Source organism: Microcystis flos-aquae FACHB-1344, assembly GCF_014698375.1.
Lineage (GTDB): Bacteria > Cyanobacteriota > Cyanobacteriia > Cyanobacteriales > Microcystaceae > Microcystis > Microcystis aeruginosa.
In genome coordinates this window covers 1-12,223 of record NZ_JACJSW010000100.1, presented here as the reverse complement: position 1 = coordinate 12,223, position 12,223 = coordinate 1, and the positions used below count along the sequence as shown (strand labels likewise).

At 44.1% G+C, this 12,223-nt stretch carries 10 protein-coding genes; 6 read left to right on the top strand and 4 right to left on the bottom strand.

What is annotated here, in order from left to right; translation table 11 throughout:
• The first annotated feature begins 361 nt into the window (after positions 1-361).
• From H6G48_RS08090 to H6G48_RS08080, 3 genes are all read left to right on the top strand, one after another.
• The gene (locus H6G48_RS08090; RefSeq protein ID WP_190720822.1) at positions 362-1,273 is read left to right on the top strand and encodes a hypothetical protein; all 912 of its coding nucleotides are present in this window, start codon (positions 362-364) and stop codon (positions 1,271-1,273) included.
• 202 nt (positions 1,274-1,475) lie between these two features.
• Complete coding sequence (locus H6G48_RS08085; RefSeq protein ID WP_190720819.1) at positions 1,476-2,567, top strand: hypothetical protein; 1,092 nt, start codon at positions 1,476-1,478, stop codon at positions 2,565-2,567.
• Between the two features lie 24 nt (positions 2,568-2,591).
• A complete protein-coding gene (locus H6G48_RS08080) occupies positions 2,592-3,455 on the top strand; it encodes a hypothetical protein (protein ID WP_190720816.1) in 864 nt (287 codons plus the stop codon).
• 18 nt (positions 3,456-3,473) lie between these two features.
• Here the strand turns inward: H6G48_RS08080 and H6G48_RS08075 are convergent, their stop codons facing one another.
• The 3 genes from H6G48_RS08075 to H6G48_RS08065 form a co-directional block, all read right to left on the bottom strand.
• Complete coding sequence (locus H6G48_RS08075; RefSeq protein ID WP_190720813.1) at positions 3,474-4,106, bottom strand: Uma2 family endonuclease; 633 nt, start codon at positions 4,104-4,106, stop codon at positions 3,474-3,476.
• A gap of 65 nt (positions 4,107-4,171) precedes the next feature.
• Complete coding sequence (gene clpB / locus H6G48_RS08070) at positions 4,172-6,790, bottom strand: ATP-dependent chaperone ClpB (protein WP_190720810.1); 2,619 nt, start codon at positions 6,788-6,790, stop codon at positions 4,172-4,174.
• A gap of 448 nt (positions 6,791-7,238) precedes the next feature.
• A complete protein-coding gene (locus H6G48_RS08065) occupies positions 7,239-9,140 on the bottom strand; it encodes a transketolase C-terminal domain-containing protein (protein ID WP_190720807.1) in 1,902 nt (633 codons plus the stop codon).
• A gap of 404 nt (positions 9,141-9,544) precedes the next feature.
• Between H6G48_RS08065 and H6G48_RS08060 the strand changes: the two genes are divergently transcribed.
• The 3 genes from H6G48_RS08060 to H6G48_RS08050 all read left to right on the top strand — a co-directional run bounded on the left by H6G48_RS08060 (position 9,545) and on the right by H6G48_RS08050 (position 11,476).
• Positions 9,545-9,808 (top strand): HypC/HybG/HupF family hydrogenase formation chaperone, encoded by a 264-nt coding sequence (locus H6G48_RS08060; protein ID WP_190720804.1) that lies wholly within the window; start codon positions 9,545-9,547, stop codon positions 9,806-9,808.
• Positions 9,809-9,921: 113 nt separating this feature from the next.
• Positions 9,922-11,031 (top strand): hydrogenase formation protein HypD, encoded by a 1,110-nt coding sequence (gene hypD / locus H6G48_RS08055; protein WP_190720801.1) that lies wholly within the window; start codon positions 9,922-9,924, stop codon positions 11,029-11,031.
• Positions 11,032-11,122: 91 nt separating this feature from the next.
• Positions 11,123-11,476 carry a hypothetical protein gene (locus tag H6G48_RS08050; RefSeq protein WP_190720798.1) on the top strand — a complete coding sequence of 118 codons (354 nt, stop codon included), beginning with the start codon at positions 11,123-11,125 and terminating at the stop codon, positions 11,474-11,476.
• On the opposite strand, the gene H6G48_RS08045 is transcribed toward H6G48_RS08050, so the two are convergent.
• Positions 11,473-11,970 (bottom strand): HNH endonuclease, encoded by a 498-nt coding sequence (locus tag H6G48_RS08045; RefSeq protein WP_012268298.1) that lies wholly within the window; start codon positions 11,968-11,970, stop codon positions 11,473-11,475. The genes H6G48_RS08050 and H6G48_RS08045 overlap by 4 nt on opposite strands.
• Positions 11,971-12,223 lie beyond the last annotated feature (253 nt).

The window sequence follows — 12,223 nt, the reverse complement described above, 5'->3', positions numbered from 1 at the left end:
TTATCATTTTCGTTATTTAGGTCATATATGGTAAATATGACTTATCTTTTTTGGGAGTCTGTGTCTGTATTCCATGCTACATAAGCTTTTCAGCTGGCTTGTCCCCCTGTCAGAAATTTGAGTTACCCGGTAACTACGAAGAAAGCCTGCGTGACATTGCTGATAAGATGCCTCCGCAACTAGAGGATATTTCTGAGGCTGTGGACACTATTGCTTACAATCTCGGCGAGCCTCGACGCCCAGCAGCACCCTAGCATACCTTAAATAACAGGGGAAAAGCCATCATCAAGCCATGAGGAACTTGATACTTAAATTACTTGTATTGATGTAGAAAACAACAATCATTTAGGGGATGATTTCTATGAATACGACTTCTGAGAAGAGATTGATAGAATTCGTTAAAGATCTCTCGAAAATAACTCAAAAGACAGCGACTCCACCTACTGATGCAGTCGGATTACAAGAACTTTTGCGCGGAACAGATCAGGAAAACCAACCAAAAGTGGCAGGATTAGGAGATATTGATACCCGTCTGGCAGAGATTCGGGATGCGATTAGTATCCGAGGAGAATCAGGCAGTTTCGTCATTCAGATGTTTTTGCTAACTTACCTCGAAACTCTCTCTGCAGTTTTAAGGAAGGGAGACTGCAACCTGTTCCGACAAATAGCGCAATTTCTGGCTATTTCTGGAAATGACTTGCACTTCTATGCAAAGCGGGGGGACGTGCTGAAAGACGGGCTTTTAGATGATTTTAACATAGCCTGTTCCGGTTTTGATTGTACAAATTCCGACTTACTTAAAGCTCGCCTAAAGTTGCTGAAAGATGTAGAGGATAAAATTTTCAAAAGCCTTGGTGGTGCAATCGCTCAAGGACCTAAAGGAGATGCAGGACCTAAAGGAGATACAGGAGATACAGGAGGAGGTGAATATCTCACAAAGATTTTAGGAAGGCTTGACGCTCTCGAAATAAATATGGAGAAGTTTAACCAGCTTAAACCAAGCCTTGACCTAATAGTTTATCTTCTTCTCAATCACCCTTACCGCCAAAATCCACAACAGCTTTTCTTGCAAGGAGTGTATCAGGATGTTAATGCCTGGGATCTCTTGAAGCTTTTAGATCAGGGAGACTCACTGTATAAAGAGAATTGGGAGATGATTGAAGAGATGTTCGGTGAAAAAGATGGGCAGCTAAAACCCAAAACCCAACGGTTTCAAGAGTTTCTTCAAAAATTTAATGAGTTCCAGAAGCACCAAAGTCCTCCTGCTGGCTGACTAAGCAATTTAGATTTCTCTTTTTCAGAAATTCAGGAAAGTTCGGCTGAACAGGTATCTCAAATCGAGACCGATTCAAAAAACAAAATCTCAAAGTTCTGGCAATCAATTCTAACTGTTTGGAGAAAAATACTGAGAAGCTCAGGATGAAACCCATACCCCTGATTTCACCCCTGATCAAGTAACCTAAAGGAATCCAACCATGACCTACAACACCACAGAAACCATTCAACGCTTGTGGGCGACCTTTTTGAGAGATCAATTAGGAGCGATGCCCCCGGAAGAGCGCCAACAGTACGAACAGCAACTCGAAGACCGTTTCGGTGAACTACTCAAGGGGGCTGCCGACGGTTCCAGTAGTCCCGATAGTTTCCTCGATTTAATCGGATTTGGACCCAAAGGACCGGTTCCCTTCGAGAACGTTTCCTATCCCTATATCCAGCCCGATTTCGATGATTCCGTCGTTCCTAGTCAACTGCACGCCGCCGCCGAACTGTACTATATTTACCAACACGAACGGATGAAAGTTTTTCAAGTCATCCAAGTGCTGCAGCGTCTGTTTAGAGAGGGACGGATGCGGATTCAACGGGGACCGGGGGCGCGAGGTCTATATTTACTTGACAAATGGAAACCTTTGCGCTATACGATCCGCGACCGGATGATGGCCTACCGTCGCGCCTTTAACTACGGTAATGCCCAACCACCTTCGGGGGCGATCGTTAACCGCAATTTTCATCGGCAATTAGTCGGGTTTATGGTGGCCGTTGCCCAATATTTCCGAGATTTATTGATCGGGGAAGTAATTCGCGGTGGCACTCTCATTGAACAGCGACCCTTTGGCAGTATCGGCACGGTTCAACGCATCGGCTTGGATCTGCGCTATGCTCTCGATCGCTCCACCTACGGTAACATTTTGGCCCTGACGATGGAAACTGGACATTATCTCAATACGGTTCTCAACCTTTTGGATGCACCCGATATCAAAAAAGCCTTCGATGCCAATACCAAATGGGATGTGATCGAAATCGTCTCCAATCGCTATCTGGGGGGTATTGCCGAACCTTCCCAACGGGCAAAAATGGCGGAAAGCGGTCGTCGGATTCTGCAATTTGTCGCCGATAACGACTTTAAAACCGCCCTTGACCCGATTTTATTCCAATCGGAACTCAGACCCATGGGTCCCCATTCGGAAGCTTGGTTGGCTGCCTATCGCATGACTCCCGAAGGCCGGGCCTTTCCGGGGGTAACTCCGGCGCTGCGCAGTGTTATCGGTTCGGGGTCTGCTGGGGTGTAACGCTATTTTTTTAGAGGTGTCCCGATGAGTGCCACTCTTTTGCCCGATTTCTCCATTAACCTAAATCAACGCCGTTGGTCTTGTGTCCTCGATCCCAACTTGGCCTTATCGGATTATGGTCTGCTCCTGGTCAAACAATTAGGACGATTTCTCGAATTATGGATAGCGCGAGAATTTTGGCATCTAATTGATAATAGCGATGTTTTCGATCGCTGGCGGCCTTGGCTAGAAGCGTCCCCAGAGAAGGGCAATTGCCCATCCCTTCTCACCCCGGAACTTTCTGCCCAAACCCGTCGCACTTTGCGGGAATGGGAAAGACTGCGACTAGAGACGGATTTAGGTAATCATTATCTATTTTGGATCGGCGATGGGCTTGGTGAATCCCTTTTGCCCAAAGAAACCGACAGCAGTTTAGTCAGTCGTTGGGAATGGTTAGCCCGCAGTTTAGATAGACAAATTCACACCGATCTGCTCGGCTATGCTTTCCGAGATGCGATCGCCTTGAGTGCTGCCCTGGGGTCGGCCTTTATCCTAACCCATCGCTCCCCGGAAGATCGGGCCCGCAACTTACCCCCAGTAATCTGTTCCACCCTAGAGAGTTGGGGCATCAACTGCCAGGAAATTGACCAACAAGATGCGATCGCTGCTTTGGAACGGGAACAATTACGCCAGTTATTCATCCAGTCTGGAGTCTCCAAATTGCTCTGGATGGGGTTCCACCCAGTGGTTCTGCATTTAGTGGTTCCGGAAGCAATCAGGATCGCTCCTCCTCCCAGTTGGTGCGAAGATATTTCTGCGAGCGAATTGGAATTAGAAGACTGGTCAGAAACTAGGGGGGAAAAATTTGATTTTTGGCAGGGAGCAAGGGGATTTTGGTATGAGATTTAACGTTGAAAAACCTTCCTTTTATTTTTCCAGCTGACTTCTGACCCAATTCCGAAATGCTTTTACTAACTCTAGGTAATCTGTCTGGCCAGCTTGTTGTAAAAATATAGCAATTTCTAAGATGGGTAAATTAGGAAAAAACTGACTGGTTGGGGAGGTGATATAAGTGCCATTTTGTAATTGTTGGATGACCAGAGACTCCCCATTATAAACCCAAACCTCTGCCACGCCTAGATCTGCATAAACCTGAAGGCGATTTTGAGAACTGCTGGTGACATCAATTTCTATGACTAAATCTGGTGCAGGGTCTTCATTTAAGTCCAGTCGCTTTTTCCCCCGAACCGCCTCAATATTATCAATGTAAAAACATTCATCTGGTTCTGCACCACTTAATTGAGGGCGTTTAAAGGTGGTAGAACCGAGGGGATAAATCGGGACTAGCGATTCTTCCGCTAGGGTTTCGACAAAGCGACCGATGAGTGTTTTACTAAATTCGTGTCCGGTCGAAGGAGCCATGATTTCTAAATTGCCACGATTGTAGGTCAGCCAGAGACGGCGATCGCTCATTTCTGCGAGCAACGTTTCGTAGGTTTTCCAGCTAATCCCGGACAGGTGAATTATTTCAGCCGGTGGTGCGAGCAGTGTTACAGTCATAGATTCAAGCAAAAATCCCCTGCTTCCATAATAATCAAAGGGTGAGCATTGCCCACCCTTGCTAATTAAGCAGTTACTACCGGGGAAGCTAACCGTTTAAAGGTCAATCTTTCATCGGCCACATCGACAAAAATCGTGTCTCCCCCTTTGAATTCGCCGCGCAGAATTGCCTTAGCGATCGGAGTTTCCACATATCTTTGTACTGCCCGTTTTAAGGGTCGCGCACCGTACACTGGATCGTGACCAATTTCTGCTAGATAATCGAGGGCAATATCGGCAAGTTTCAGGGCTAATTTTTGTTCCATCAAGCGATCACTGAGATTGGCTACCTGTAGTTTGACAATCGATCGCAGTTGCGCTTTTTGTAAACTATGGAAAATGATCGTTTCATCGATACGATTGAGGAATTCGGGACGGAAACTATTCCGCATTGCTTCCATCACCCGCGCCTGCATTTCCTCGTAACGAGACTCATCACCAGCCACGTCTAAAATGTATTGAGAACCGATATTACTGGTCATAATAATGATGGTATTTTTGAAATCAACCAGATGACCTTGAGAGTCGGTTAAGCGCCCATCGTCAAGGATTTGTAACATAACGTTAAAAACGTCGGGATGGGCTTTTTCAATCTCATCAAAGAGGATGACAGAGTAGGGACGACGCCGGATTGCCTCGGTTAATTGTCCCCCTTCATCGTAGCCGACGTATCCCGGAGGCGCACCCATGAGACGGGAAACGCTGTGTTTTTCCATGTATTCCGACATATCGATGCGAACTAGAGCCTCTTCGGTGTCAAAGAGATTGCGCGCTAAAGCTTTCGCCAATTCTGTCTTGCCAACACCCGTCGGACCGAGGAAAATAAAGCTGGCCGTGGGACGGTGGGGATCCGATAAACCGGCGCGGGAACGTTGAATCGCTTCGGCTACGGCTGTGACCGCTTCCTCTTGACCGATGACACTTTCGTGTAATTCCTCTTCCAGATTGAGGAGTTTTTCTTTTTCCGATTCGATTAATTTATTGAGAGGAATTCCCGTCCATTTCGAGATAATTTCGGCGATATCCGATTCGAGAACTTCTTCCCTTAATAAACTTTTACCGGTGGTTTGTTTGTCGGCCAATTGAGTTTCTAGGGCGGACATTTGCCGCTGCAGATCGGTTAATTTTCCGAACTTTAATTCCGCGGCGCGATTATAATCATAATCTCGTTCGGCCTGTTGAATTTCTAGATTAACTTGTTCGATCGCTTCTTTAACCCCACGAACTTGATCGATAATCTCTTTTTCCCCTTGCCATTGGGCATTTAATCCCGATTGTTCTTCCTTGAGGTTAGCCAGTTCTTTTTCTAACTTTTCTAACCGTTCTCGCGAAGCTGGATCGTATTCCCTTTGTAGAGAAAGTCTTTCCATTTCTAACTGGAGAATTTTGCGATCAATTTCATCGAGTTCTTCCGGTTTGGAAGTGATTTCCATCTTCAATTTGGCCGCCGCTTCATCAACTAAATCAATGGCCTTATCGGGCAAAAAGCGATCGCTAATATAACGATTAGAAAGCAGTGCCGCTGCCACTAAAGCATTATCGGCAATTTTCACCCCATGATGCACCTCATAACGTTCTTTGAGACCGCGAAGAATCGAAATAGTATCGACCACATTTGGTTCATCCACTAAAACCTCTTGGAAGCGTCTTTCTAATGCCGCATCTTTTTCGATATATTTGCGGTATTCATCGAGGGTAGTGGCCCCAATACAATGCAATTCACCCCGGGCTAACATTGGTTTTAATAAATTGCCCGCATCCATTGCCCCTTGAGTGGCTCCCGCACCGACAACGGTATGAATTTCATCAATAAACATGATGATATTGCCTTGGGAATCGGTGACTTCCTTGAGGACAGCTTTTAATCTTTCCTCAAATTCTCCGCGATATTTTGCTCCCGCAATTAAGCCACCTAAATCGAGAGAAATGAGAGTCCGATCTAACAGAGATTCTGGCACATCACGGTTAATAATCCGCTGGGCTAATCCTTCGACAATGGCTGTTTTTCCTACTCCCGGTTCCCCGATTAAAACTGGGTTATTTTTAGTCCGACGCGAGAGGATCTGAATGGTGCGACGGATTTCGTCATCCCGTCCAATTACGGGGTCTAATTTACCTTCCCGTGCCAATTGGGTGAGATCCCGTCCGTATTTTGCTAGGGCCTCATATTTGCCTTCTGGATTCTGATCGGTCACTTTTTGACTACCTCTGACTTGTTGAATAATTTCCTTGAGTTTGTTTTCGGTAAGTCCGAATTCTTGAAAAATATTTTTACCGAAGCGATCATCTTTAGCGTAACCTAAAATCAAATGCTCGATCGAGATAAAGTCATCTCCAAATTCTCGGCGATAATTTTCTGCTCGATCGAGTAAACTATCTAAACCACGACCTAAATAAATCGAGTCGCCGGGGTTAGAGATTTTCGGTTGACGACGGATAAAATCATCGGTTCGATCCCGCAAACGGGCTAGACTAATATTAGCTTTACTAAAGACACTGCCCGCTAATCCCTCCTGTTCCAGTAGGGCTTTCATTAGATGTTCGCTTTCAATTTGTTGCTGGCTGTTCTGTTTGGCAATGTCCGGCGTTTTGACGATTGCCTCCCAAGCTTTTTCCGTAAATTGTTGTGGATTGGTTGGCTGCATTTTCTATAAGAGATTACTTTTATACCCTTGAGACTATTCTAGATTGACCGGTTTGTTGGCTTCTAGGGGCTTACCGTACCTAGTTAAGGGGGATTTCCCCTCAATGGTGCGATTTAAGCCGCTAAAGTTGATCAGCTGTAATGGATTTAAACTGCTTCTGGGAAATTTTAGTACAAATGTTCAATCTCTCAACCAAGCTAAAATCTTAATTATTAAAGATGTCCAGTGATTACTGATTACTGATGACTGTTTACAAGGGCCGAATCTAAAACCTAAGTAGGGAGGCACAATTATTTGTAGGATGGGTTAGCGGTAGCGTAACCGATGCAGGCGTTGGGTTTCATGCTTCAACCCAACCTACGTTCTGATGACTGTTTACTAATTACTGTTTACTAATTACTGTTTACTGATAACTGATAACTGATTAAAGCCCACCCTAAAATACTATCTAAGCGATTAAAGATTTAACTTTACTAATGATACCAACTGGGTCAATACCTTGGTGGGGGAATTGTTCCCATAAACCGCCACAACCTTCATGGTGAGTACCGATGTAGGCGTATTTAGGAGTTAAACCGCGTTCGAGTAACCAAGAACCATAACGGCTACCTAAACCTGTGCGACGGTTAAATGCTTCTACCACTAAAACAAAGGGAGAATTACCAACTTTAGCGATAATTTCTTCATCCACCACATTGAGAGTCGGTTTATTAATTAAACCCACGTTAATCCCTTCTTGTTTTAAGCGTTCCACTGCATCTAAAGCGCGGTATAAACCATCTCCAAAGCTGATGATATAACCGGCAGTGCCTTCCCGAATTACTTCATCTTTTCCGGGGACAAAGGTGTAACCATTGCCAAAGAAATTATTACCGTTAGTATCAAGAATATTGGGAGTTTTAGAACGAGTCGAGAAGATAAAACGTAAACCGGGTTGATGGAAAGTTGCCTCGACACAAGCGGTCATTTGTGCCGCATCGGCCGGGAAATAAAGACGGGTTTCGTAACCGTCATCCAGTCCATTATCGGCAAAGAAATTATTCAAACCAAAGTGACAGGTATTATCCGCCATGTCATCGATACCAGAATGGGAAAAATGACATAAAAGATTAGAATAATTCAAACGGGCCATGGTGATTTCAGAAATACACATTTCTAGAAAAGCGGCAAAGGTGGCGAAAATTCCCTGTTTACCTTTTTCCATACCAAAACCAGCGGCTGCCGAAAGATTGCCCCGTTCCATAATACCGGAAGGAATAAACACTTCGGGATGTTTATCGTGGATAATTTTCAGACCGCAGGAACCCTCTAAATCGCTATCTACTACTAATACATTAGCTTTGCGTTCTTCTTCGCTCATTTTGCCTAAAAGACTGACTACTGCTTCACCGAAAACGTTGCGGTTAGAACCCCATTTATCCCCAGAACCGAGGAATTTATAGTCATTAGAAGGCTTCTTAATACTGTTGAGATATTCCACGGCGGCACTGTGTCCTTTTGCCTCTAAATATTTCAAAGCCAAGGGTACAGAAATCACATCATGACCGTGGTTAGAACCTTCTAAACCTTCAATACCGGGACACATGGGACGTTTATTAATAATCGCAATCGGGCCAGGAGTATTAATTGCTTCACAGATATTGCGATACAAACTATCGATATCTTCCCCATCTCCCACTAACACTTTTAGACCATGGCCAACGAGAGTTTTGGCCACATCATAACCGGGTAAATATTTGGAAGGATTACCAGCAATCGTCACATCATTATCATCAATAATCAGCTTAACATTGATGTGTTGAGCCACGGCTAAACGGGCAGCTTCCGCGTCATTGCCTTCCTGTTGAGAACCATCGGAACCTAAACAAAAAACGGTTTTTCCGGGGTTAGCTAAAGCGACACCGTTAACGTAGGGCCACATATGTCCTAAACGGCCAGAACTAAATTTTACGCCGGGGGTTAATCCTAATTCCGGGTGTCCGGGGAGTTTAGAATTAGCCTCGCGGTAGTGCATTAATTGTTCTGGGGGTAAAGAACCTTCTAACGCAGACATGAGATATTGAGTACCGACGCGGTGTCCCGCTTCATCGAAGAAAATTGGTACAAATTGACTAGGTTGACTGCGGAAAAGAGCATCGAGAATCACCACTTCCGGGACGGTATCGTAGGGGCCGCCGGTGTGTCCACCCACACCCCGGGCTGCACCCGTGGCAGTAAAAAAGATGATAGCATCGCGACAGAGTTGGATATTGGCTTTTAGGGCGCTTCTTTGCTCGTCGGTGAGGGTGGGGTTACTGGGGTCGAGACTGATGGGTTTATAGGCGCTCAAATCGATGGGAAAGGCTGTCATTGTCGATTTTCCTTAATGTAGAGAAATAACTATAGTCAGGGAAATCATAGCCTAGAATGTCACCCGATCGATTGATTGAATAATTTCTTATCATAGGTGTAGTCCCTAATACAAAAGTTTTACCCTTGCTGGGATACTGTCCACGGTCCGGGACAGGGGAAATCTTAAAAAAGATACGGGAAAAAAAGCTGTTCTTGAGGGCAATAGTCCAGAATGGCAGCTAAGACCAAGTAAAAAGGATAACCTTTGACTCGGTTTTCCTTTTCGGGAGGCGGTCGTAGGTCGTCAATATCAAATTAGGTTATACTTCATCTTTATGAGAAGGGCTGTCAGTTGATATTAATGCAATCTCTAGCCCAAAAATCGGCGCATAATTAACAAAAACTAGATTTAAGGTAAAAACTATGTGTTTAGGCATACCGGGACAAATTACGGCAATTATTGATGAAAACCATCATCTCGCTCTCGTCGATGTGGGGGGTGTAAAAAGAGAAGTAAATATCGCTTGTATTGTTGATGAAGACCATCCCGCTAATACTTGTGTAGGGGATTGGGTATTAGTTCATGTGGGTTTTGCCATGAATCGAATCGATGAAGATGAGGCGCAAGAAACCTTAAATTTATTAACACAATTAGTGGAATTAGAGGAAGAATTTAATCATAATTAATGTTCTTAATTAGTTAGCCACAAATTAATTCTGTTGTCTATCTTAAGAAATGTAAATTACGGCATTATTACTGACGACCGACAGCTAAAAATTATAATTAAAGGAGATAAACTATGAAATACGTTGACGAATTTCGTGATCCAGTTAAAGCGGCAGGATTAATTCAACAAATTGAACAATTATCGATAAGAATCTCTGAAAAACGGCAAAAAGTTACTAAAATTATGGAGGTTTGTGGAGGTCATACCCACTCAATTTTTAGATACGGTATCGAGGCAATACTTCCGGAAACTATCGAATTAATTCATGGTCCTGGATGTCCCGTTTGTGTAATGCCGCGAGGTCGTTTAGATGATGCCATTTTTCTCGCACAACAACCGAACGTAATTCTGACAACTTTTGGCGATACTATGCGTGTCCCCGGTTCCCATTTGAGTCTGCTGCAAGCACGAGCAAAAGGGGATGATATTCGCATGGTTTATTCTCCTCGCGATGCCTTAAAAATTGCCAGAGAAAATCTCGATAAAGAAGTAATATTTTTAGCATTAGGGTTTGAAACAACCGTTCCTAGCACAGCTTTAACCGTTTTAGAAGCGCAAAGAGATGGTGTCACTAATTTTAGTTTATTTTCTAATCATGTGGTGATTATTCCCGCTCTGAAAGCCTTGTTAGATAACCCGGATCTACAGTTAGACGGTTTTGTTGGTCCCGGTCATGTTAGCATGGTAATTGGCACAGAACCCTATCAAGTTATTGCCCAAGAATATCATAAACCTGTGGTAGTTTCTGGGTTTGAACCTTTGGATATTCTGCAATCAATTTGGATGGTATTAAAACAATTAGATGAGCAGAGATGTGAGATCGAAAATCAGTACGATCGAGTGGTACAAAATCAAGGAAATAGAGTCGCTTTATCGGCAATCGACCAAGTTTTTGAACTGCGGGATCAGTTTGAATGGCGAGGTTTAGGAGAAATTGCTCAAGGAGGGTTAAAACTGCGAGATGAGTACAGTAATTTTGATGCGGAGAAGAAATTTACCTTACCCAATCAGCGCGTTAAAGATCACAAAGCTTGTCAGTGTGGCGAAATTCTTAAAGGTGTTTTAAAACCCTGGGAATGTAAAGTATTTGGGACTGCTTGTACTCCCGAACATCCCATCGGTACTTGTATGGTTTCTAGTGAAGGTGCTTGTGCCGCTTATTATAAGTATGGTAGAAATTAGTAAATTTTTTTACTGATTAAGGTTCCTTTCCGGTGAGGAAACGCTAGAATTATCACCAGAAGAAATTAACAATCTCTCGGTGATAAAAAAGATGAAGATCAAAAATAATCTGGGTTTATTTGGCTTAACTACCTCTGTGCTGCTAATTATCGCTTCGGAAATCGTTCTTGCTTCCCAAGAACAAACCCTAGAACTGCAACCAAGTCAACCCCCCAGCGCCGATTTTTTCAAACCCGTCACCAATCTAATTAAAGACTTAAACCATCAGGGAGTAACTATCACCGATCCCAATGATCCCATGGCGGTGCGCTACCGAGTCAATTCCCCCTGTGCTGGTTGTTCAGTTTATCTAGGCACGGGAGTTGCCAATCCTCGCACCCAGACTAATAATAATGGCATGGGAATCAATTTTGGTCTTGGTTTCACCATGCCTTTTTCACCCTAAATACCGATGACATATTTACGCCATTCGTGATTGTGATTCTCCCTGGTGTGCTTTAATAGCTCAAAGTGGAGACTACTGTAGGGACGACGGGGTTGGGCGTGCAGGGACATATTGGCCTCTTTTGGTGTACGATTGCCCTTATGCACATTACAACGCACACAAGCCGCCACTAAATTCTCCCAGGTATCACCCCCTCCGCGAGAACGGGGAATCACATGATCGATGGTTAATTGTTCACCTCGGTAGAGACAGTATTGACAGGTGTGATGGTCTCGTTCGAGAATATTACGACGGGTTAAAGGAATTTCCTTGTAGGGAACACGGACGTATTGCCTAAGACGGATAACAGAAGGTAGGGGTAGGTCACGACAAACCACTTTTCCGTTATGTTCTAGGGATTCAGCTTTTCCTTTCAACAATAAAACGATCGCACGCCGCCAACTGGTAATATTTAGCGGTTCGTAGGAGGCATTCAACACGAGAACCTTGCTCATAGGTGTCTGGAGATCGCTTGAATTTACCCCGAATGGTAGCACAGATCACTGAGATTGGAACCTATTATTCTAAATCCGTTGAGTATAGATCTGGTAGGGTGCGTGTTTGTGGCGATAATCTCTGACAAAAAAACAAATTAGAGAATTACAGAGAATGATTGATCCTATAATAATGGGAAAATCCTCAGAGTGAGGAACTCGCATGAAACCAGCATCCCTGATTCAACTAACCGATAGTCTGAAAGCCCTTTAT